The 22454-nt window shown below is 43.5% G+C and carries 24 protein-coding genes and 1 pseudogene; 17 read left to right on the top strand and 8 right to left on the bottom strand.

Annotated features, from left to right (window positions below; translation table 11 throughout):
- Position 1 precedes the first annotated feature (1 nt).
- The 5 genes from ntdA to HC660_RS05810 all read left to right on the top strand — a co-directional run bounded on the left by ntdA (position 2) and on the right by HC660_RS05810 (position 5008).
- Positions 2-1327 carry a 3-dehydro-glucose-6-phosphate--glutamate transaminase gene (gene ntdA, locus HC660_RS05830; protein ID WP_168747360.1) on the top strand — a complete coding sequence of 442 codons (1326 nt, stop codon included), beginning with the start codon at positions 2-4 and terminating at the stop codon, positions 1325-1327.
- On the top strand, positions 1299-2144 hold the full coding sequence (gene ntdB, locus HC660_RS05825) for a kanosamine-6-phosphate phosphatase (protein ID WP_168747359.1): 846 nt from the start codon (positions 1299-1301) through the stop codon (positions 2142-2144). Before ntdA ends, ntdB begins: the two co-directional genes overlap by 29 nt.
- A 16-nt stretch (positions 2145-2160) precedes the next feature.
- Entirely contained in the window at positions 2161-3213 is a 1053-nt protein-coding gene (gene ntdC, locus HC660_RS05820; protein ID WP_168747358.1) for a glucose-6-phosphate 3-dehydrogenase NdtC, read from the top strand.
- A gap of 71 nt (positions 3214-3284) precedes the next feature.
- Positions 3285-4490 (top strand): glucose/mannose transporter GlcP, encoded by a 1206-nt coding sequence (gene glcP / locus HC660_RS05815; protein ID WP_168747357.1) that lies wholly within the window; start codon positions 3285-3287, stop codon positions 4488-4490.
- A 320-nt stretch (positions 4491-4810) separates the two neighbouring features.
- Positions 4811-5008 carry a hypothetical protein gene (locus HC660_RS05810; RefSeq protein WP_032731040.1) on the top strand — a complete coding sequence of 66 codons (198 nt, stop codon included), beginning with the start codon at positions 4811-4813 and terminating at the stop codon, positions 5006-5008.
- A 26-nt stretch (positions 5009-5034) separates the two neighbouring features.
- Here the strand turns inward: HC660_RS05810 and HC660_RS05805 are convergent, their stop codons facing one another.
- From HC660_RS05805 to HC660_RS05790, 4 genes are all read right to left on the bottom strand, one after another.
- On the bottom strand, positions 5035-5562 hold the full coding sequence (locus HC660_RS05805; RefSeq protein WP_010333647.1) for a MarR family transcriptional regulator: 528 nt from the start codon (positions 5560-5562) through the stop codon (positions 5035-5037).
- A 77-nt stretch (positions 5563-5639) separates the two neighbouring features.
- Entirely contained in the window at positions 5640-7139 is a 1500-nt protein-coding gene (locus HC660_RS05800; protein ID WP_168747356.1) for a monooxygenase, read from the bottom strand.
- A gap of 199 nt (positions 7140-7338) precedes the next feature.
- Positions 7339-7839 (bottom strand): signal peptidase I, encoded by a 501-nt coding sequence (gene lepB / locus HC660_RS05795; protein WP_010333645.1) that lies wholly within the window; start codon positions 7837-7839, stop codon positions 7339-7341.
- A 1-nt stretch (position 7840) separates the two neighbouring features.
- Positions 7841-8461: a TVP38/TMEM64 family protein gene (locus HC660_RS05790; RefSeq protein ID WP_010333644.1), complete on the bottom strand. Its 621-nt coding sequence runs from the start codon at positions 8459-8461 to the stop codon at positions 7841-7843.
- 155 nt (positions 8462-8616) lie between these two features.
- On the opposite strand from HC660_RS05790, the gene HC660_RS05785 reads away from it, so the two are divergent.
- From HC660_RS05785 to HC660_RS05775, 3 genes are all read left to right on the top strand, one after another.
- On the top strand, positions 8617-8979 hold the full coding sequence (locus HC660_RS05785; protein WP_168747355.1) for a YhjD family protein: 363 nt from the start codon (positions 8617-8619) through the stop codon (positions 8977-8979).
- A 225-nt stretch (positions 8980-9204) separates the two neighbouring features.
- Complete coding sequence (locus HC660_RS05780) at positions 9205-9405, top strand: DUF3311 domain-containing protein (RefSeq protein WP_010333642.1); 201 nt, start codon at positions 9205-9207, stop codon at positions 9403-9405.
- Positions 9402-10871, top strand: coding sequence for a sodium:solute symporter family protein (locus HC660_RS05775; RefSeq protein ID WP_168747354.1), 1470 nt, complete (start codon positions 9402-9404; stop codon positions 10869-10871). The genes HC660_RS05780 and HC660_RS05775 overlap by 4 nt, the downstream gene beginning before the upstream one ends.
- A 41-nt stretch (positions 10872-10912) precedes the next feature.
- On the opposite strand, the gene HC660_RS05770 is transcribed toward HC660_RS05775, so the two are convergent.
- A complete protein-coding gene (locus tag HC660_RS05770) occupies positions 10913-11182 on the bottom strand; it encodes an excalibur calcium-binding domain-containing protein (RefSeq protein WP_010333640.1) in 270 nt (89 codons plus the stop codon).
- Between the two features lie 215 nt (positions 11183-11397).
- Here HC660_RS05770 and HC660_RS05765 point away from each other — a divergent pair, with 215 nt between their 5' ends.
- A complete protein-coding gene (locus tag HC660_RS05765; RefSeq protein ID WP_168747353.1) occupies positions 11398-12297 on the top strand; it encodes an SDR family oxidoreductase in 900 nt (299 codons plus the stop codon).
- Between the two features lie 45 nt (positions 12298-12342).
- Here the strand turns inward: HC660_RS05765 and comK are convergent, their stop codons facing one another.
- Positions 12343-12921: a competence transcription factor ComK gene (comK, locus tag HC660_RS05760; RefSeq protein ID WP_010333638.1), complete on the bottom strand. Its 579-nt coding sequence runs from the start codon at positions 12919-12921 to the stop codon at positions 12343-12345.
- Between the two features lie 292 nt (positions 12922-13213).
- Between comK and HC660_RS05755 the strand changes: the two genes are divergently transcribed.
- Entirely contained in the window at positions 13214-13447 is a 234-nt protein-coding gene (locus HC660_RS05755) for an IDEAL domain-containing protein (RefSeq protein ID WP_010333637.1), read from the top strand.
- Positions 13448-13475: 28 nt separating this feature from the next.
- Here the strand turns inward: HC660_RS05755 and HC660_RS05750 are convergent, their stop codons facing one another.
- Positions 13476-14333, bottom strand: a complete 858-nt coding sequence (locus tag HC660_RS05750; RefSeq protein ID WP_010333636.1) for an SDR family oxidoreductase — start codon at positions 14331-14333, stop codon at positions 13476-13478.
- 111 nt (positions 14334-14444) lie between these two features.
- Between HC660_RS05750 and HC660_RS05745 the strand changes: the two genes are divergently transcribed.
- The 7 genes and pseudogenes from HC660_RS05745 (at position 14445) to HC660_RS05720 (ending at position 21291) form a co-directional block, all read left to right on the top strand.
- Positions 14445-15974 (top strand): FAD-dependent oxidoreductase, encoded by a 1530-nt coding sequence (locus tag HC660_RS05745; RefSeq protein WP_168747352.1) that lies wholly within the window; start codon positions 14445-14447, stop codon positions 15972-15974.
- Between the two features lie 254 nt (positions 15975-16228).
- A pseudogene (locus HC660_RS21360) lies at positions 16229-16606 on the top strand (protoglobin domain-containing protein); the annotation flags it as partial.
- Positions 16607-16894: 288 nt separating this feature from the next.
- Positions 16895-17410: a methyl-accepting chemotaxis protein gene (locus HC660_RS21355; protein WP_425321665.1), complete on the top strand. Its 516-nt coding sequence runs from the start codon at positions 16895-16897 to the stop codon at positions 17408-17410.
- A 134-nt stretch (positions 17411-17544) separates the two neighbouring features.
- Entirely contained in the window at positions 17545-18102 is a 558-nt protein-coding gene (locus HC660_RS05735) for a biotin transporter BioY (RefSeq protein WP_168747350.1), read from the top strand.
- 6 nt (positions 18103-18108) lie between these two features.
- Positions 18109-19548 (top strand): acyl-CoA synthetase, encoded by a 1440-nt coding sequence (locus HC660_RS05730; protein ID WP_168747349.1) that lies wholly within the window; start codon positions 18109-18111, stop codon positions 19546-19548.
- Positions 19545-20639, top strand: a complete 1095-nt coding sequence (locus tag HC660_RS05725) for an acetyl-CoA C-acyltransferase (RefSeq protein ID WP_168747348.1) — start codon at positions 19545-19547, stop codon at positions 20637-20639. The genes HC660_RS05730 and HC660_RS05725 overlap by 4 nt, the downstream gene beginning before the upstream one ends.
- 70 nt (positions 20640-20709) lie before the next feature.
- The gene (locus HC660_RS05720) at positions 20710-21291 is read left to right on the top strand and encodes a histidine phosphatase family protein (protein WP_010333629.1); all 582 of its coding nucleotides are present in this window, start codon (positions 20710-20712) and stop codon (positions 21289-21291) included.
- 26 nt (positions 21292-21317) lie between these two features.
- Here HC660_RS05720 and HC660_RS05715 read toward each other — a convergent pair whose 3' ends face one another.
- Positions 21318-22289 (bottom strand): ABC transporter substrate-binding protein, encoded by a 972-nt coding sequence (locus HC660_RS05715; protein ID WP_168747347.1) that lies wholly within the window; start codon positions 22287-22289, stop codon positions 21318-21320.
- Positions 22290-22454 lie beyond the last annotated feature (165 nt).

Below are 22454 nucleotides of genomic sequence, written 5' to 3'. Positions count from 1 at the left end.
CATGCAAAAACAGGTTAGAGTTTCAGGTAAAAGTAAAGAAAACATGTTACTGCTAAAACACTTAAAAGGTGACGTACAAGGAAAAGAACTTGTTATTGAAGACAGTATTGTAAACGAGCGATTAAGACAAGTATTAAAAGAAAATACAGATATTGAAAATGACCTTTTCAACTACCAAAAAAATCGCGAAATCAATAAAGTCCCTTTTATGCCTGTAGACAGATTAATAACCAATGATGAAGTGGATGATATCTTAAATACATTATCTAAAGTTTTGCCAACTGGAAAATTTACGAGTGGTTCCTATTTAGAGCAATTCGAAAAAGTTTTATCTACATATTTACATAAAAGGTATGTAATTGCAACCAGCAGTGGAACGGATGCTATTATGATAGGATTATTGGCTTTAGGGTTAAACCGAGGGGACGAAGTGATCATGCCAGCTAACAGCTTTTCAGCTACTGAAAATGCTGTGTTAGCCTTGGGAGGCGTTCCTATCTATGTAGATAGTAACCCACAAACATTCTGCATCGATCCTAACAAAATTGAGGAAGCAATAACTCCTTCTACAAAGTTTATTCTACCTGTGCATTTGTACGGAAAACATTCAGAAATGAAGCATATCCGTCAAATAGCAAATCGTTATCAATTGAAAGTAATTGAGGATGCTTGCCAAGGAATTGGACTGACAGACTTAGGAAAGTATGCAGACATCACTACATTAAGTTTTAATCCATATAAGAATTTTGGTGTATGCGGTAAGGCTGGGGCAATAGCAACTGATAATGAAGAACTCGCTAAAACATGCATTCAATTTAGTTATCATGGTTTTGAAGTAAATGTAAAAAATAAGAAAGTCATCAATTTTGGATTAAATTCAAAAATGGACAATTTACAGGCAGCAATTGGTTTAGAGAGAATGAAGTATCTTTCATTAAACAATTTCAAAAGACTGTTTTTGGCGGATAGATACATTACTCAATTAGCAGAATTACAGAATAAAGGCCTCATTGAATTACCAGAATTAAGTGAAGATCATGTGTGGCATCTGTTTCCTATTAAGGTAAGAACAGAAGACAGGACAGATATCATGACTAAATTAAATGAAGAGTTTGGTGTTCAAACAGATGTATATTATCCAATACTGTCTCATATGCAAAAAACTCCACTAGTACAGGACAAGTATACAAAACTCCAATTGGTTCATACGGAAAAGGCTCATAGTCAGGTACTGCATTTGCCATTATATCCGTCATTTACTTTAGAAGAACAAGACAGAGTAATGGAGGGACTGTTTCATGTTATTAAGCAAGAAGTCAGAGTATAAAACGTTATCCAAGGTTGAACATCCTAAGTATATTGTTTTTTGTGATTTTGATGAAACGTATTTTCCGCATACAATCGATGAACAAAAACAACAAGACATATATGAACTCGAAGACTATCTAGAACAAAAAAGTAAAGATGGGGAACTACTAATCGGATGGGTTACTGGGAGTAGTATAGAATCTATTCTCGATAAAATGGGAAGAGGAAAATTTAGATATTTCCCACATTTTATAGCTAGTGATCTTGGAACTGAAATTACGTACTTTTCAGAGCATAACTTCGGACAGCAAGATAATGAGTGGAACAGTCGTATAAATGAAGAGTTTAGTAAAGAAAAGATTGAGATACTTGTAAAACAGTTACATGAAAATCATAACATTCTTTTGAATCCTCAAACTCAATTAGGAACGTCACGGTATAAGCATAATTTCTATTATCAGGAACAAGATGAAATAAACGACAAGAAAAACCTATTAGCAATTGAAAAAATCTGCAAGGAATACGGAGTTTCAGTAAATATAAATCGGTGTAATCCCTTAGCGGGTGATCCAGAAGACAGCTATGATGTCGATTTTATACCCATGGGAACAGGAAAGAATGAAATTGTAAAGTTTATGTTAGAGAAATACAACCTAAATACTGAAAAAGCTATCGCATTTGGAGATAGTGGAAATGATGTTCGGATGTTACAGGCAGTAGGAAATGGATATCTACTAAAAAATGCAACACAAGAAGCAAAAAACCTGCACCAATTGATAACTGATAGTGAGTACTCAAAAGGAATTACTCATACCTTAAAAAAATTAATTGGATAATGAGGAGGAAATAAATATGAAGAAGATTGGTATCATAGGTGCAGGCGGTATTGCAAAAGCGCACGCAACTGCTTTATCTACAATAAAAAATGCAGAGTTAGTAGGAGTGTATGACATAAATCAACAAAATGCGGAAAGCTTTGTGAAAACTTTCGGTGGGAAGACATATGAAAATGTAGATGAACTTATAGATGTCTCTGAAGGTTTAATTGTAGCATCACCTAACTTTTGCCATAAAGAACATGCTTTGCAAGCATTAGAAAAACATAAGCATGTATTGTGCGAAAAGCCTATGGCTATTTCTCTTGAGGAAGCAAGCATAATGAAAGATACTGCTCAAAGGTTAGGCGTAAGAGCTAGTATGGGATTTAATTATAGATATTTGTCTTACGTAAATATCTTAAAAAGCTTAATTATCAATAATGAACTAGGTAACATACTGTCCATAAAAGTACACTTCAAGAAAAATAGTGCCCTTAGACGTAAGAAATTTACTTGGAGAGATGACGCTAATAGTAAGAAGACTAGTGGATCATTGGGGGATCTGGGTATTCACCTTATCGACATGGTATGGTATTTGTTTGAGAGTGATTTCATCACAGAATCAGTAATGGCAAAGATGAACACAAATGTAAAAACAAAAGAGGATAAACAGGTACTTGTAGATGACTATGCAGAAATTTATGGACAACTGAAGAACAAGGTATTTGTAAATATCATCACATCAAAATGTTCTGTACCTGAAGACTGCGGTTTTAGTATTGAGGTAGTTGGACACAAAAAAGAGTTTAAATACCACACTGGTAATCCTCACATTTACAAGCTTATAGATGGCTTGAACGTGGTAGACTGCCCAGTACCGCAAAGTCTATTAAACGATCCGCCAAACGAATTTTATGGTTGGGCTGATTCTTTTAGAAGCGAGTTGATCAACTGGATTGCTTCAACTCAGAAAGATTGGGTTGAGATCCCTTCTTTTAACGATGGTTTTAGATCACAGGAAGTATTAGAAATGTTCTTTGAGAAAGATAGCAACTCTCAAACAATGTCTGTTTTAGCAGTCAACTAGTATTTCGAAGAGATAAGTTACTGAAAAAGCAGGAATGTATGTTCCTGCTTTTTCATATAGGGGTGTAATGAATGGTAAGAGGGACATATTTATTTGGATATGCTTTCTTTTTCACAGTGGGTATTATCCATATATCAACAGGAAGTTTGACACCATTTCTTTTAGAGTCTTTTAACAAGACAACAGATGATATTTCGGTCATCATTTTCTTTCAGTTTAGCGGATTCCTAAGCGGAGTATTAATCGCACCGTTAATGATTAAGAAATACAGTCACTTTAGGACACTTACTTTAGCTTTGACAATAATGCTTGTAGCGTTAAGTATCTTTTTTCTCACTAAGGATTGGTATTATATTGTTGTAATGGCTTTTCTCTTAGGATATGGAGCAGGTACATTAGAAACGACAGTTGGTTCCTTTGTTATTGCTAATTTCGAAAGTAATGCAGAAAAAATGAGTAAGCTGGAAGTCCTCTTTGGATTAGGCGCTTTATCTTTCCCATTATTCATTAATTCCTTCATCGATATCAATAACTGGTATTTACCGTATTACTGCATATTGACCTTTTTGTTCGTCCTATTAGCAGGGTGGCTCATTTTCTTATCCAAGAACCGAAAGGACGCCAAGCATGCTAACCAGCAAGTGGCCTTGCCAGATGTAGGAGCGTTTCAATACTTTATAGGAGATAGAAAGAAATCAAAGCAATTGGGCTTTTTTGTATTTTTTGCTTTCCTATATGCCGGGATTGAAACAAATTTCGCCAACTTTTTACCTTCCATCATGATAAACCAAGGCAATGAACAAATTAGTCTTATCAGTGTCTCCTTTTTCTGGGTAGGAATCATCATAGGAAGAATACTGATTGGTTTAGTAAGCAGAAGGCTTGATTTTTCTAAGTACCTCCTATTCAGTTGTAGTTGTTTAATTGTTTTGTTGATTGCCTTCCCTTATATAAGTCACCCCATACTTCAATTGGGTGGTACATTTTTGATTGGTTTAAGTATAGCGGGCATATTTCCCATTGCTTTAACACTAGCATCCATCATTATTCAGAAGTACGTGGACGAAGTTACAAGTTTATTTATTGCTTCGGCCAGTTTCGGAGGAGCAATCATCTCTTTCTTAATTGGATGGAGTTTAAATCAGGATACAATCTTATTAACCATGGGAATATTTACAACCATGGCGGTCATTCTAGTAGGTATTTCTGTAAAGATTAGGCGAACTAAAACAGATAACCCTATTTCACTTGAAAGCAAAGCTTCAAAGACACAGTGAAAAACGTGTAAATTAAATCATATCGTAAGGAAGAAGAGGACTTAATGTCCTCTTTTTTATCAGGAGAAAACAGTGTTTTTGCAAGGGAGATAGAAGTGATGATGATTCTGTACCTGTCCGAGATACGTTCCACGTAGCAAGGTATTTACAGAATTGTTTTATGATCCATCCATCAATCAAGGATACTAGCCTGTTGCTCCCCATCAAAAATAATTCTAAAATTTCCTCGAAATATTCTGAAGAAGCAACAAAAGAAATTTTGAGATGAACCGAAGATGCATGTAAACTAAAGGAGAAATCATAAAATTAATAGGGGCGTTATGATGAAAAAGATTTTTAAAGGGAGTTTGCTGCGCGACAACCCCGAAAAAGCAATGCACTTATATTATGGAATATGTTTAGGAATCTGGCTGATTTATAATTTGGTGACATCTAGCTCCCCTGGACTGCCGCTTATCATTTTAGCCGGAGGAAATCTGATTTACCTTACAATCTTGAAAAAGAAAGAAGAAACGTGAAAAACACGCACCTCAGTGCGTGTCTTTTATTTAAAAACGTTGTGAAGCCCCTCTTCCATTTCTTCTGAGGATGGATACCATTTTGTCACCAAATCCCGCAACAGCCTTTCCGCAAACAGAATCTCTTCCTCTGTATAACGGTCAAAAAAGGAAAGAAAACGCTGCTCGACCTTTTGATGATAGTATTGATGCAAGCTGTGCAGCTTCTTCCCTGCCGGCGTCAAACGGAAGTAGACCTCCTTCTTATTATCGCTGAGCTGTGTTCTGTGGAGGAAGCCGGCGCCAAGCAATTTTGTGCTGATGCGTGACACCGTCGCTTTCGTCGTATTCATTTTGGCGGCAATCGAAGTGACATTGATCGGCTCACCCTCCCCCACACAGGAAAGAACATGAATTTCTGTCATCGTCAATTGAGATTTTTGTCCGTGCTCCTGATCCAGCTTCTTCATTTCATCAGCCAAAAAGGCTTTTATGAGCCCCTCCCATTTCTCCTGCTGATGAATGAGTTCCGTATATAATTCAAAAAGTGATCGCTTAGTATGTTCTGTATCCATACGGCTCTTCCATCCTTTATTAATCAATTGTTTCTTATATCATAACGTTTTGTTACAGATGAAACAATCGATTTGTGTTACACACGGCTGGCAATCGGGAGCCAGCGTCTGATACCCGATTGAATCACTTCTGCCGCATCTGGCCCGGCGGCATCGACTGCCCAGGCGGCATGACCATCAGGCCGAACCAATACAGTATGCACGTCTCTCCACTCTTCACGCGGCTCTGCAAGAGAAGCACACACTGTGTGTAAGCCATTAAATGGGATATGGTCATTATCAGCTCCTTGTTTCAGTGACAGCAAAACGTATGCCCCGTTATGCAGGCAGTTATAGAGGCGTTCCATACTGCCATCAGGAAGCCGCAGTTCCACATCCGGAAGTCTTTTGCCGTTCAACCGATGCGGCGGCATGTTTTGGTCAGCTTCATACCCGACATCGATTGCAGAAATTTGGCCCGCTACAAAGCGATTCACATCGGGAAAAGCAAGCATATCGGACACCATGCTTCGCAAATGAAGACCGGCCTTCGTGAAATCCATCAGCCTCGTCTGCGCCTCTGTGTTCCGAAGAAGACCTTCCGCCACCCGATGCCGCTCAGCGTGATAGCTGTCCAAAAGCCATGAAGGTGCAGAGCCGCCGACAGTCGCCGCAAGCTTCCATCCAAGGTTCATGGCATCCTGAAGACCGACATTCAGCCCTTGGCCGCCAGCAGGAAAATGAATATGTGCTGCATCGCCCGCAAGAAAGAGTCTGCCGCTCCGATACTGCTTCGCTTGACGGGAGGCATTCCCGAATCGGGACATCCACGTAGGCTCGTTTAAGCCAAAATCAGTTCCGCACATCCGGATGAGATCTGTTTTCAGCTCCTCTTCTGTGACAGGAGCATCTTTCGGCGTCTGCGTGCGGTAAGGGCTGATCAACACAACGCGGTATCGGTCAGGAGAAAGCGGAACAATCATGACTCCCCCCTCTTTCGTACAAAGCGACAAGACTCCTGATGGCGGCGGAGAAAGCAGCTTCACATCACCAAGAGCTGCGGTGACGGTGCTGTCTGTTCCAGGAAACGCAATTCCCGCCTGTTTCCGAACAACGCTCCCTGCTCCGTCAGCGCCAACGGCAAACAGGCTGCTCAACGTCCGCACACTGCCTTCCCGATCCTTGAAAATGGTTTGCACCCCCTCTTCGTTTTGCGTTACCGTTAGCGCCTCTGCCCCTCGTAACACCTCTGCCCCCAGGCTTCGCGCACGTTCCTCAAGCAGCTGTTCAGTCTCGGTCTGAGGAAGCAATAGCGTATAAGGACAACTCGTATCTAGGCTGGAAAAATCAAGACGGGTATCGAGCATTGAAAAATGTCCAGAAGATGTCTTTTTCCCACGAGACGCAAAACGCTCAAGCACCCCTCTCATTTCAAAAAGTTCAAGCGTACGTGGATGCAGCGTCAACGCCTTCGAATACGGCATTGGCTGTTCAAGCCGCTCAAGCACGCATGTTTTTACCCCTGCCAATGCCAGCTCAGAAGCCAGCATCAATCCAACCGGTCCGCCTCCGATAATGACTGTTTCGTAATCCATCATAAGCTCCACTCCTTTTGTTTCACTTGCAACTTAATAAAAACCCTTATAAACAGTGACGAGAAAGAACATATTTTTTATTTTCGTTACATACGTAACAAAAATGATTATATCGGCTGACAAATGATCTTGCAACACATTTTTCCAATCAGCACAAAAAAGACGCCTAGCAAATGGCGCCTTTTTCTCAGTGTACAGCTTCCTAATCCGAAATGACTCCGACAATGTCTTTTTCCCTGATCGGACCGAAATGCCGGCTGTCAAAGCTATATATACGGTTATCTCCGATCACAAAATATTGCCTCTTCGATAACGTCTTTTTCCCTGTCGTCTCTTTCAGAGAAAAATCTCCCGTTACATGGCTTCCGGCAGATACAGATTTCAATGGTTTCAAAAATGGTTCAGCCACCTGTTTTCCGTTCACATACAGCTGATCGTCCTTATATTTGATCGATTCACCGGGCAGCCCAATGACTCGCTTTATCAGTACTTTTTGATCAGGGCCTTTAAACAAAACAATATCAAAACGATGAATGGTTTTGAATCGATGTGAAAATTTATTGACCAACAGTTCGTTCCCTTCCTGAAAAGTCGGGTTCATGCTTATGCCTTCTACTTTGTAATCAATAAAGACGGCATTTTTGACTTGAATGGCGAGAACGACGGAAACAACACCGGCAAGAAACCAAAACCGTTTTTTCATGTTACTGTCTCCCTCCATCATGCTCACGCTGGCTGGCTCTCACATGCAGATGCCGTTCCACCCTTTTGCCGACATACCATAAGACAGCAATCACCACAACGGCAATAACTGTGCGAATCGGCTGCGTGATCAGCGCGTGAAGATCATATCCGATGAAGCTGATCATAAAAATCATGACGAGCTTTCCCGAGGCTGCCGCCAAAACAAACGGCCGCGTCCCGATCCTTGACAAACCGGCGACAACATTCACCGCGGCAGACGGTGTAAATGGAAAACAAAGCAGAAGAAACATCGGGCCAAAACCGTGTCTTTCCACCCATAACATAAGCTTTCTGACAGACGGATGCCTGCGGATGAATCCAAGAGCTCTTCTTTGTCCATAATGACGGACAATGAAAAACACGAGAATGGACCCCGCTGTTGATCCGGCCCATGACAGGATGAAGCCTTCCCACAATCCAAACGAATTGGTATTCGCCACCACAAAAACGATAAGCGGCAAAAACGGGAGAAATGCTTCAACTAAAGGCAGCAGCACAGCAATAAGCGGACCGAAAGCCCTATAGCTTTGAAATAATTCAGTTAAACGATCCTCTGTCAAATAGGATAAAAATTGCTCCAACGTTTATACTCCTCACCGGGTTTGTCTATCCTTATTCTACACATTCTCGGCGAAAAACTAAAAAGTTTTGGCGATTTTTTCTGTCTTGAAATATTTCACCAGCCGATATAGAATACGATTAGAACAAACGTTCCCTTAAGAAAGAAGGAGTTACCATGCCTCATTTGCAGCCAGAAGGATACGAATTGATAGAGCGGGCTCTTTTTTTGCCTATGGTCATTACCATTTTAAACCGTGATCTCAACGGAATTGAAAAAAGCACATTAAAATTAAAACACCCTTATATACAACTTATCAACGAATCATTAAAAATAGCACAAAAGGATCTGATTGAGGTCAGAAAAGAGCTGAGGAAAAATAAAATTGCCATCCACGAGGCTGAGCGTGATGAAGCCTTTACACTTTATTTATTTGTCATTGATGGCTACGAAGAAAAACACCGCTATTTTAACCCGCGAATCCGTGAGCAAGTAAGCAGTTTGTTAACATTCTATTTATTTGCGCCGGACGCGCCATGAGTCTTTCGGATCATTCTGATCTCTCCTCCTTGCGCCCGTCCACTCTCCGGGCGCCTCACCAATAAATTTCTGACAATTCACACTATACAAACAAAATAAATTTATTTATAATTCGTACCACAGCCTTTTACTCCCCAAAAAGTGACATGTGCCGCCAAATTAACGACATGATTTGCAGCCTGCACATGACACGCACCGCCCAACTTTTATTCAAAGGAGGACTCTATGAAACTGATTCACATTCTTGCTGCTCTGCCCTTCATCGGACTTTTGCTTGGCATCCCTTTTGCAAACAAAGTAACACCCTATCTGTTTGGCATGCCATTCATTCTCGCCTATGTCGTCATGTGGGCTTTGCTGACCTCTGTCCTGATGGCGATCGTGTATGTCCTTGACAAAGAAAATAAAAGGGAGGAAGCAGAATGAACGCAGCTCTCATCATCATTTTCGGCGTCTTGCTATTCAGCATGTTTCTCGGCGTACGCGCCCAAAAAGGGAAAGACATGAATCTTGAGCAGTGGACGGTCGGAGGCCGCGGCTTCGGAACCTTGTTCGTGTTCTTATTGATGGCAGGCGAAATTTATACCACATTTACGTTTCTCGGCGGAAGCGGCTGGGCCTACGGGAAAGGCGGACCGGCCTTTTACATCATCGCCTATGGCTGTCTGGCTTACATCCTTTCTTATTGGCTCCTGCCTGCGATATGGTCCTATGCGAAACAGCATAAGCTGATGTCGCAGTCCGATTTTTTCATCAAAAAGTACAACAGCCCGCTGCTTGGCGTGCTCGTCTCACTGGTCGGCATCGCCGCTCTTATTCCTTATCTTGTGCTGCAACTGAAAGGGCTTGGATTGATTGTATCGGAAACATCTTACGGAAAAATTTCTCCCACTGCTGCCATTTGGATCGGCGTCATTTCAATCACAGTTTACGTTATGGTATCCGGCATCCACGGGTCCGCCTGGATATCCGTTGTCAAAGACATCATGATTTTGGCTGTCGTTTTATTCTTAGGCGTATATTTGCCGATTCATTACTACGGCGGATTTCAAGACATGTTTCAGCAGATTGAAAACGCAAATCCCGGTTTTATTACCCTGCCCGAAACAGGGCAAAGTGCTGCATGGTTCAGTTCAACCGTGCTGCTGACGGCGCTGGGCTTTTACATGTGGCCCCATACGTTTTCCGCTTCCTATTCAGCAGAAAACCCAAAAGTCTTTCGGAAAAACGCCATTATTATGCCCTTATATCAGCTGGTCCTTCTATTCGTCCTTTTTGTCGGCTTTGCGGCTATCCTGCAAGTTCCCGGTCTGAAAGGCGCAGACGCGGATTTATCACTTTTGAGACTGTCTCTTCAAACCTTCGATCCTTGGTTTGTCGGAATCATCGGAGCAGCCGGACTGCTGACGGCGCTTGTGCCGGGGTCTATGATTTTAATGTCGGCCTCCACTTTGTTTGCCAAAAATGTTTATCAAGTGTTTGCTCCCCGCACGACGGAACAGCAAGTGTCATTATTGGCTAAATGTTTAGTGCCTGTGATTGCGCTGATTGCTGTGTACTTTACATTCAAAGGCGGGAACACAATCGTTACGCTTCTCCTGATGGGCTACAGCCTTGTCACACAGCTATTTCCGGCCCTGCTGTTCAGCCTGTTCAAGCATCATATCGTGACCAAACAAGGAGCATTCGCCGGCATTATAACCGGTGTCGGAGCCGTTTCTTATATTACGGTTACGGAAACAACAATCGGCACGTTATTTCCGGCGCTGCCACAAGCGGCGAAAGACTTAAACGTCGGCATTGTCGCTTTGCTGCTGAATGTTACGGTCATGATGGCGGTCAGTCTCATGACAAGAAAAACAAAAAACGCTGCTGCTGATCAAGCCGCTTAAACAAGAAAAAAGCAATCTGGACAACAGATTGCTTTTTTTCTTTAGCGTTCGCAGGCGATAAAATCTTTATCACGGTCGCTCTTTTTATTGGCGTCATAAAGCGCCTTTGATACGTAAGGCTTGTACTTCGTTTTTCCGCCTTTATTTTTCACTTTGGACGTACGGGCTACCCCGCCTTTGTACACTTTGTTTAATTCCTTGCAGTTCTTATACGTCTTGACCTTCGTTTTGGCTTCCGCCACATGGTCAGCTCCGTATGAAAAACCGAAAACGAGACCGAGTGACAGCAAAAGCGCCGCGGCTTTTTTCATGACAATATACTCCCCCCATACCCAATATTTAGTTGTTTTATAGCGATTTTATCATAATTCAATTCATCCTATTTTACAAGATAAATATGGAAGGAGCGGCATTTTTTTCGGCTATCTTTGTCTTGCAGAGATGCAAACTGCCAAAACATGTTTTCCTCACTTTGCTCAAGGGTACACATACGAATGTACACCACACACAAAAAGGAGCGTTGATGATGTCTGATACAAAACGAAACAATCCTTTAACAGCATTTTTTCACGATGAATTTCCTGAACAATACCAAGAACCGCCCGGCTTGCAGCAAAAAATGAAGCCGGTGCCGGACTGCGGAGAAAAAAGCTACAAAGGAGCTGGCAAACTAAATGGCCGAAAAGCTCTTGTCACCGGCGGTGATTCCGGTATTGGCCGCGCTGCCGCCATCGCTTATGCCCGGGAAGGCGCCGATGTGGCAATCAACTATTTGCCCGCGGAACAGCCTGATGCAGAAGAAGTAAAAGAACTGATTGAAGCAGAAGGACGCAAGGCAGTCCTGATTCCAGGTGATCTGAGTGACGAATCGTTTTGTCAGGATTTAGTCAAACAAGCGCATAACGAACTCGGCGGGCTGGATGTGTTAGCGCTCGTTGCCGGTAAACAGCAAGCAGTGCAAAACATTGAAGACCTTCCTACCGAACAAATCTATAAAACGTTTGAAGTGAACGTCTTCTCCCTATATTGGGTGGTTAAAGCGGCGCTTCCGTATTTGCCGGAGGGCGCGTCTATTATTACCACAACTTCAGTTGAAGGCTACAATCCAAGTCCGATGCTGTTAGATTATGCGGCGACGAAAAACGCCATTATCGGCTTTACCGTTGCGCTCGGAAAACAGCTTGCACCCAAAGGCATCAGAGTGAACTCTGTTGCGCCAGGACCAATCTGGACTCCGCTGCAAATTTCAGGCGGACAGCCGACTGAAAACATTCCGAAATTCGGCAAAGGAACACCGCCGTCACCATTAAACCGCGCCGGCCAGCCGGTGGAGCTGGCAGATGTTTATGTATTCTTAGCTTCAGAGAATTCAAGCTATGTGACATCTCAAATATACGGCATCACCGGCGGAATTCCGACGGCCTAGCGTTTTAGAAGGAGCTGCCCTGTTTGGTCAGCTCCTTTCTATTTTCTAATACCGCTCCCCAAGCTCACGCAAAATAAAATCATAAATCATCTTCGTCCGCTCTTCCTTCGGATACAGCATAAATTCCTGCCGTTTCGGGACACGGTGTTCGATTCTGTCCTGAAATTTGGTTCTGAGCCAGGCTGTCCGGTATACCTGATTCTCGAACGAATTGCATGAGACCGGCAGCTCCAACGTTTTTCCGTTTGAAAACGTCACTTCCGTATCGTCGAATTCAGTCGGTTTGAATTCTTTTACATGCACATGGGAAATCCAGCCGCATTGGGGTCTAGTCGAAGAAAGTGTAGGGAATAAAAAGATTTGGTTCGAAGGGTCCACCATGATTGGCGGTTTGTGAGAAATTTTTGTCACTTCATAAGTTCCCGCTTTTCTTCCCGCGTAGCTTGATCCGAAAAATCGGCAGCTTCGGTCGACAATTTGCAGCGGCTTCATGCTGACGTAAAACATACAGTCTTTTTCAATGATTTTTGAACAGATTTTGCCGTCGATTTCTTCTGGCAGCACGGCAATTGTTGCGCTGTTTACTTCATACGATTCTAATGGTGCGTCAGTTTTCTGACTCATGTTATGGCCTCCATCCTTTTTCTGCAAATTTTATACTAATAATCTATCATCTGTGTTTATAAAACGACAGGATTTTTTAACAAATGAACTAAAATCATCTTTTATTTATATTTTTTAGTTCTATTTTACTAGTAATAAACCGATTTTACTTTACTATATGATCTCATAACACAGTACTTCGCAGGATATGTCGATAGATTGCCAAGTATTAGTTGTCTAAAAATTATAAAAATTTATTGATTTTTTCGACCGTTATCCATATACTATAAAAAAGGCATTGGGGGGATTCTTTATGAAAGAGAAAAAGTCGTACACTGAGCTCATGAAGTCCCGCAACACGCAAAAAACAAAAGAATTTGATGTAACAATGATGGATATTTACATTCAAATGGTGCTCGATGAATCCTTGTTTAAGCGTCGGTTGACCATGCTGACTGACCAAATCAACAAAGCCTTGGACGAAAAAGATAAAGATGCGTTTCTTACGCTCTCTAAAGAATATGCAGCGCTCAAACAGAGCGAATAAGCCAATCCTTAAGGATTGGCTTTTTTAATTATCCATTTACAATCGTTCCCCCGTTGACATGAATTGTCTGCCCAGTGACGTAAGTAGAATCATCGCTGGCAAGGTATAAATAGCTCGGCGCCACTTCCACCGGCTGGCCTGGCCGTTCCATCGGCACATCCGAACCAAACACTTCCACATCTTTTGCGGCAAAGCTGGCCGGAATGAGCGGTGTCCAGATTGGCCCCGGCGCAACCGCATTGACTCGAATGCCCTGCTGGACAAGCGATTGGGAAAGGGATCTTGTAAAAGTGACAATGGCTCCTTTTGTCGCTGAGTAATCGATCAGTGTTTTATTGCCTTTGTACGCGGTGATCGATGCTGTATTGATAATACTGCTTCCTTTTTTCAAGTGAGGCAACACAGCCTTCGTTAAATAAAACATAGAGAAAATGTTTGTCTGGAAGGTTCTGATCAGCTGGTGGCTAGTGATTTTTTCAATGCTCGGCTGCACATGCTGCTCAGCGGCATTATTGACCAAAATATCAATGGATGAAAAAGCCTGGCTGGCCTGTCTTACCACCTCGTTACAAAAGGCTTCATCTCCGACATCTCCTGCAATTAGCAGGCACTTCACCCCTTCTTTCTCTACATACTCCTTTGTTTCTTCGGCGTCCTGATGTTCATTAAAATACACAATGACCACATTCGCCCCTTCTTTTGCGAATAACACCGATACAGCGCGTCCGATCCCGCTGTCTCCACCTGTAATAATGGCTGTTTTGCCCGCTAGTTTTTTTGCCTTCTTCGGCTTATCAAATACCGGACGAGGATCCATCAGATATTCAAATCCCGGCTGCTGGTCCTGATGCTGCGGCGGCAATGTTTTCTTTTTCTCATTCGCCAATGCAATCACTCCTTTTCAACCCTATTATGTTATGAATAAAGCCTGCTTCCTATGTATGAAAAGATAGAAAGTGGAAAAATTAAGAATAAATGATATTGGAGGTACAATGGCTTGGCTAATCAACATTTTTCAAAAGAAGCTCCTGAAACATATTGGAGAACATCGGCGGACTTGCCTTCTTTTCCGGCGCTGCAAGAGGATACGGAATGTGATGTCACCATTATTGGAGGAGGCATTACAGGAATCACGACGGCCTATGAGCTGTCCAAAAGAGGCTTCCGAGTCGTACTGATTGAAGCGAATCAAGTTCTCAATGGCACAACGGCCCACACAACGGCAAAAGTGACAGCTCAGCACGATATGATCTATGATGAATTTATCCGCAACTTCGGGTTGAACCACGCAAGGCTTTATTATGAAGCGAACCAAAATGCTATTGATTACATAAAAGGGATTATTGATGAACATCAGATCGATTGCGAATGGACCAAACAAGATGCTTATCTTTACACAACAAGTGAAGATGCTGTACAAAAAATCCGCACTGAGCATGAGGCATATACAAAACTAGGGATTGAGAGAGACCTCGTAAAAGATCTTCCCCTTCCCGTCGGCTCTAAGCTGGCGCTTGTAATGAAGAATCAAGCCCAATTTCACCCGCTTCACTTTTTAACGGCGCTTCTTGATCAGATCGTGCAAAAAGGCGGACGGATTTTTGAAGAGACTGTTGCGCTTGATATTAAAAAAGGGGAAATGCCTGAAGTTGTTACAAAAAGCCGGCACGCCATTAAAAGCCGATTTATCGTATGCTGCTCCCATTTCCCTTTTTATGACGGGGGCGGATTATATGCAGCAAGAATGTATTCTGACAGATCCTATGTCCTCGCCGTCAAGCCGAAGATCGACTATCCTGAGGGCATGTATGTAAGTATAGACCAGCCGTCAGTTGCGCTTCGCTACACCATTGCCAACGGAGAAAAGCTGATTCTATTCAGCGGAGTAAGCCATAAAACAGGCCAAGGAAAAGACATGTCGACCCATTACGAAACGCTGAGACAATTGGCAGAAAGCACAATTGGAATTGAAAGCATTCCCTATTACTGGTCCACACAGGATCTCGTGACTATCGACAAAATCCCATTCATCGGGCCTATGTCTGAAAACGAAGACAATATTCTCGTTGCGACCGGCTTCAAAAAATGGGGCATGACATCATCAGCTGTCGCAGCTCAGCTTTTGTCAGACCTTGTGGAGAAAAAAGACAATCCATATGAGAGCATTTTTACACCGTCGCGTTTTCATCTGAATCCCGGCTTGCAAAAGGTGATTTCCTATAATGCAGATGTGGCCAAGCATTTCATTAAAGGAAAGCTTGAAAAACCCGACGTCGGGTTTGAAGAGATCGCGCCAGGTGAAGGAAAAGCCGTCACCATTAACGGGAGACGCGCGGGGGCATTCAGAGATGAAACAGGGTGCCTGCATCTTGTTGATACAACCTGCACCCATTTAGGCTGTGAAGTGGAATGGAACGATGGAGAGCACACATGGGATTGTCCGTGCCACGGATCACGCTTTAAACCAAACGGCGAGGTAGTTGAAGGGCCGGCCATCAAACCATTAAAACAAATTGACCTTGATTAAACCGTTCAGTGAACTGAACGGTTTTTTTATAAATAATTTCTATCTGGCGTCTTCATTCGTGCTCCCCTTGACCGATAAAAAAGAAAAAGGCTTAAAAAACCAAAAGATAAAATTATTTCCCAAGGGGGATCACTGTATTGTTATTTAAAAAAGATAGAAAAAAAGAAACAGCATATTTTTCAGATTCAAACGCCCAGCAAAAAAATCGCATTCAGCTCACAAGCAAGTTCTCAGATGTGAAAAAACAGCTCAAAATGGTCAGACTGGGAGACCCAGAGCTGCACGTGTTGCAGGAGCTTCAGCCCTTAATCCAAGAAAACATTGTTTACATCGTTGACGCTTTCTATAAAAACCTCGACCATGAAAGCTCATTAATGGATATCATTAACGACCACAGCTCAGTTGACCGCTTAAAACAAACGTTAAAACGGCATATTCAGGAAATGTTTGCCGGTGTCATTGATGATGAATTCATTGAAAAACGAAATAAAATTGCTTCTATCCATTTACGAATCGGCCTTCTGCCAAAATGGTACATGGGGGCGTTTCAGGAATTGCTTCTATCAATGATTGATATTTATGAAAAATCAATTTCAGATCACCATGAACTGCTGAAAGCAATCAAAGCGACAACTAAAATTTTAAACTTGGAACAGCAGCTTGTTCTTGAAGCGTTTCAAGCTGAGTACAACCAAACTCGCGATGAACAAGAGGAAAAGAAAAATCTTCTGCATCAGAAAATCCAAGAAACCTCCGGGTCGATCGCAAATCTGTTTTCAGAAACGAGCAGATCTGTTCAAGAGCTTGTTGACAAATCTGAAGGCATTTCCGAAGCATCCAAAGCCGGCACAGTCACATCCAGCACCGTTGAAGAAAAGTCGATCGGCGGGAAAAAAGAGCTTGAAATCCAGCAAAAACAGATGAATCGAATCGATACGAGCCTCGTCCAAATCGAAAAAGAAATGGTCAAGCTGGATGAAATCGCACAGCAAATTGAAAAAATCTTTGGCATCGTCACAGGCATTGCCGAACAAACGAATCTTCTGTCGCTAAACGCATCTATTGAATCAGCCCGTGCAGGCGAACATGGCAAAGGCTTTGCTGTTGTGGCCAATGAAGTGCGGAAGCTGTCTGAAGATACGAAAAAAACCGTTTCTACAGTGTCCGAGCTTGTGAACAACACCAATACACAAATCAACATCGTGTCGAAGCATATTAAAGACGTGAACGGGCTTGTCAGCGAAAGCAAAGAAAAAATGACGCAAATTAACCGTTTATTCGATGAAATCGTTCACAGCATGAAAGTAAGCAAAGAACAAACCGGAAAAATTGACGTCGATCTGCAAGCCTTTCTCGGAGGGCTCCAGGAAGTCAGCCGCGCCGTTTCTCATGTGGCTGCCTCTGTTGATTCGCTTGTCATACTTACAGAAGAATAATCATCAAAAACCGGCCGAACGCAGGGCCGGTTTATTTACGCTTCTTATGTAAACCTCTATTAATATTAAGTTGACATAGAAGCTGTCTGCATTTATTGTAGAACCATATTTTATTCGTTAGTGGAGGGTTTCATATGAAATTAATAGACATGATGCACATTGCAATCTTTACTGCGCTGATGGCAGTGCTTGGTTTTATTCCCCCTCTTTTCTTATCCTTTACACCTGTACCCATTACCATGCAGACGCTCGGTGTCATGCTGGCCGGCAGCATCCTCAGACCTAAAGCCGCTTTTTTAAGCCAGCTTGTCTTTTTGCTGCTCGTTGCCTTTGGAGCACCGTTATTGCCCGGCGGCCGTGGCGGGTTTGGCGTTTTTTTCGGACCGAGCGCGGGTTTTCTGATGGCTTATCCGTTCGCCTCATGGCTGATCAGCCTAACCGTTCACAGACTGCGTAAGGTAACGGTGTTCCGTCTCTTTTTCATTCATATTGTATTCGGCATCGCCTTTATTTACCTGCTTGGGATTCCTGTACAGGCTTTTATCATGCATATGGATCTGTTACAGGCGGGTTTTATAAGTCTTTCATTTGTGCCCGGCGATTTATTAAAAGCGGCAGCATCTGCGCTGCTTGCCATTAAAATCACCCAAGCCTTGTCTCTTTCTGATACGATGTATACAAAAGGAGGCTGACATTCTGTGACCATTACACATACATATAGATCCTTTGCCGATAAAAATCCAAGCCGGATTGCAATCCAGACTGAATCTGAACATATTACATATCGGGATTGGAATCGGCTCGTCACCCAAACTGCCAATTGGCTGCGGACACAGCCAAACGTTCCAAAACGTGTAGCCATCCTGCTCCCAAACAGCCTTGCATTTTTACAGCTGTTTGCCGGAGCTGCCGCGGCCGGGTGTACGGCGGTTCCCATTGATACACGCTGGAGTGCGGCTGAATGCGGGGAGCGGCTGGCAGTAAGCGGTGCTGATTTTGTAGTGGCTTCATCTCTTTTTAAAAACAAACTGACAGATAGTCTGACACCCGTTGTTTGGCTGGAAGACTGTATGGCGCATATCGCTGAGGCATCCGCTGATCCGGCTCCAGCCGTTGACCCTGAGCTTCCCTTTTATATGGGCTTTACGTCCGGCTCAACAGGCAAGCCGAAAGCATTTACGCGCTCTCATCGCTCTTGGGTTGAAAGCTTTCAGTGTACAGAAACAGATTTTTCGGTCTCCTCAAATGACAAAGTTCTGATTCCGGGAACGTTAATGTCTTCTCACTTTTTATACGGTGCTGTCAGCACTCTGTACCTCGGGGGAACCGTTTGTTTGCTTAAAAAATTCATTCCCGCTCAAACGAAGGAGTGGTTCACACAGAAATCCATCAGCGTACTCTATACCGTACCGACAATGACAGATGCCCTCGCCAATATTCACGCTTTTCCTGACAGCTCCGTTACAATCATTTCATCGGGAGCGGACTGGCCGGCAGCATCCAAGGAGAAGCTCGCAGCCAAATGGCCTCATTTGAAGCTGTACGATTTTTACGGCACATCTGAGCTTAGTTTTGTGGCATATCTATCACCGGAAGACAGCAAACGAAAACCTCATTCAGCGGGCCGCCCTTTTCATAATGTCCGCATAGAGATTCGCAGCGCCGCCGGGGACCTCTGTCAGCCAGGGGAAATCGGGAAAATATTCGTCAAAAGCCCGATGAAGTTCTCAGGCTATGTAAACAGCCGCACACCAGATCAATCGGAATGGATGACAGTAGATGACATGGGCTATGTTGATGAAGAGGGATTTCTGTACATTGCAGGACGAGAAAACGGAATGATCGTATATGGCGGATTAAATATATTCCCTGAAGAAGTTGAGCGTGTGCTTCTCTCCTGCCCAGAGGTTGAAAAAGCAGCTGTGGCGGGCATTCCGGACGAGTATTGGGGAGAAATCGCCGCGGCCGTCATTTGCGGGAATACAGACGCCAAAAAACTGAAAGCCTGGTGCAGACACAAACTGGCATCCTACAAAATCCCGAAAAAATGGGTGTTTACAGACTGTATTCCGGAAACTAACAGCGGCAAAATTGCCCGTTCCAGCGTAAAAAAATGGCTGCGGGGTATGGTGGATTGAACGCGGTGATTGCAGATGCAAAACGAACGATTTTCGGAAAAGAAAACGGACTGCTGAAGCAGTTTCTGCCGGAGGATTTGGCCGCTCCTCTCATCAGCTGTCTCGGCCGAAAGTTAGAGGATCAAATCGATGAAGTGATTTTGGGAAACGCCACTGGCAGAGGCGGCAACCTCGCCCGGCTGTCAGCACTTCAAGCCGGACTTCCTTTATCTGTTCCCGGTATGACAATTGACAGACAATGCGGCTCAGGGCTTGAAGCAGTGCGTTCCGCATGCAATCTTATCAAGGCGGATGCCGGAAACATTTATATCGCAGGCGGCTCAGAAAGCAGCAGCCGATCTCCTTTTTCAGAAAGAGCCCGCTTTTCACCGGACACTGTTGGTGATCCCGATATGGGTATGGCGGCCGAATATACAGCAGCACGCTATGCCATCCCAAGAAGCATGCAGGACGAATACGCGCTTCTCAGCTATCACCGCAGCTGGAGTGCTCATACCGAAGGATTGTACCGTGAAGAGATTGTTCCTCTCGGGGAGTTGGAAACAGATGAAGCTTTCTTGAAAAGACGGCCGATGGAAGCAATCATTTCTCGTGCAAAGCCTGTGTTTGACACCAGCTCCGGAACGGTTACAGCCGCCAACAGCAGCGGCATATCAGATGGGGCGGCTGCACTCCTTGTCATGGAAGAGAAAAAAGCTGCATCCCTCGGCTATAAACCTGTGCTGCGCTTTATCGGAAGCGCCGTTAGCGGCATTCATCCCAACTATCCGTCCGCCGCTCCGGTTGAAGCGATCAGAAAGCTTTTAGCTGCAAACGCGCTGACGACTGACGATATCGGTTTATACGAAATCAACGAAGCCTTTGCCGTTAAAATATGCGTCTGCTCACAAGAACTTGGTATTCCCTATTCAAAAATCAATGTGCGGGGCGGCGCATTAGCTCTCGGCCATCCTTACGGCGCTTCCGGGGCTGCACTGGTCACCAGATTGTTTTATGAGGCGCAAAGACGGACAAGCTGTCAATATGCTGTCGCTGCCATCGGAAGCGGCGGCGGAATCGGTTTGGCTTTATTATTTGAGGTGTTGGCATAGGCTTTTTCATAGGATGCATGCCTCTAATTTAGTATAATAACGATAAGATCAAAGTCAGGAAGGGGATTTTATGACAGCCGTTTGCTTAGTAAGACACGGAGAAACCGATTGGAACCTGCAGCAAAAATGCCAAGGGAAAACAGACATCCCGCTGAACGAGACAGGCGAACGCCAAGCAAAGGAAACCGGAGAATACTTAAAAGATTTCTCTTGGGATATCATTGTCTCCAGCCCGCTGAAAAGAGCCAGAAGAACCGCGGACATTATTAATGAATACCTCAATCTTCCTATCGTCGAGATGGATGACTTTAAGGAGCGTGATTACGGGGACGCGGAGGGGATGCCGCTTGAAGAACGGACAAAGCGCTATCCGGACAAGAACTATCCAAACATGGAAACGCTGGAAGAGCTCACGGACAGGCTGATGGGCGGATTGGTAAAAGTAAATCACGCATATCCAAATCAAAAGGTACTGATTGTCGCGCACGGCGCAGCGATTCACGCACTGCTGACAGAGATTTCCGGCGGTGATCCCGAGCTTCAAAATACGCGCCTTGTCAATGCCTGCCTCAGCAACATTGAATTTGCAGAAGAAAAATGGAAAATTAAAGATTATAACATCAATAGCCACTTATCCGGTTTTATTCAATAAAAAAAGACAGGCGTTTGCCTGTCTTTTTATTTATTCTCCGCTGCCATATCATTTTGAAGTTCATCTAAAATGGCATTCGCTCCATCCACACTGCGGCGCAGAGACCATACCTGACGGTCAACATGGTACACATGTCCGTTTTCCACTGCCTTCAGCTTCTTCCACAGAACGTTTTTTTCGATCGGGCGTTTGCCGTCCGCGTCAATGTCGTCTGTTTTTCCTGTCATCAGGATGATTACATCCGGGTCTGTTTTCAGCAGCTGCTCAAGTGTCATTTTCATGTTCACAGAGTCGCCGCCATTACCGGTTTTTTTGTTATCGGACGTGCTGATCGCATATTGATAGCCGACTTGTGTTAAAAGTCTCGATGTGAAGAAATTTTCATCTCTGGCCATAATCGTGTCATTTGTATTTCCAATCAAAAGCACAGATTGGCTGTTCGCACTGATCTTTCTCTTTGTGTCATTCAGTTTTTCTTCATGCGCTGTCAGCTTTTTCTCCATATCCTTCTCTTTGCCGACTGCTTTTGCAATGGTAAGCGAAACGTCAATTGTATCCTGATAATCAGCATTTAAATTATTAAGCGCGATCGTCGGCGCGATGTTTTTCAGCTGATCATATACTTTCTTATGACGAGTCGTGTCTGCAATAATTAAATCGGGTTTCAGCGAAGAAATTTTTTCCATGCTTGGCTGTGATCGTGTGCCGACAGATGTGTAGCCGTCAATTTTTTTCAGTACATCCTTGTTGATCAGCTGCTTCGCTTTATTGTCATCCGCCACTCCAATAGGCGTAATGCCGAGATCTAGCAAAGTGTCGATGAAGCCAAGCTCAAGCACAACGACCCGCTTCGGATGCTCAGGCACGTTCGTTTTCCCTAAATCATGTGTTACCGCTACTTTATTTTCTTCACTGTTTTGATTGCCGGCTGAAGAAGAACAAGCCGCCGTCAAGACAGAAAGAAGTAAAACTGTAAGAATAATCAGTGTTTTTTTCATAATATTCCAGTCTCTCCTGTATCTCAATTGAGGTGTCCAAAAGATAGTATAACACGTAATGATAATCATTATCACTATTATTATTGAAAATCAGAATAGAAAGTTTCATTTGGAATGGGGTAACGATTGGGAGGAATGTTTAAAACGGATATGCTGTCATGTGAT

It is taken from the genome of Bacillus mojavensis, assembly GCF_012648005.1.
GTDB lineage: Bacteria > Bacillota > Bacilli > Bacillales > Bacillaceae > Bacillus > Bacillus mojavensis.
The sequence above is the reverse complement of the archived record's forward strand: the minus strand, read 5'-3'. Positions and strand labels throughout refer to the sequence as shown.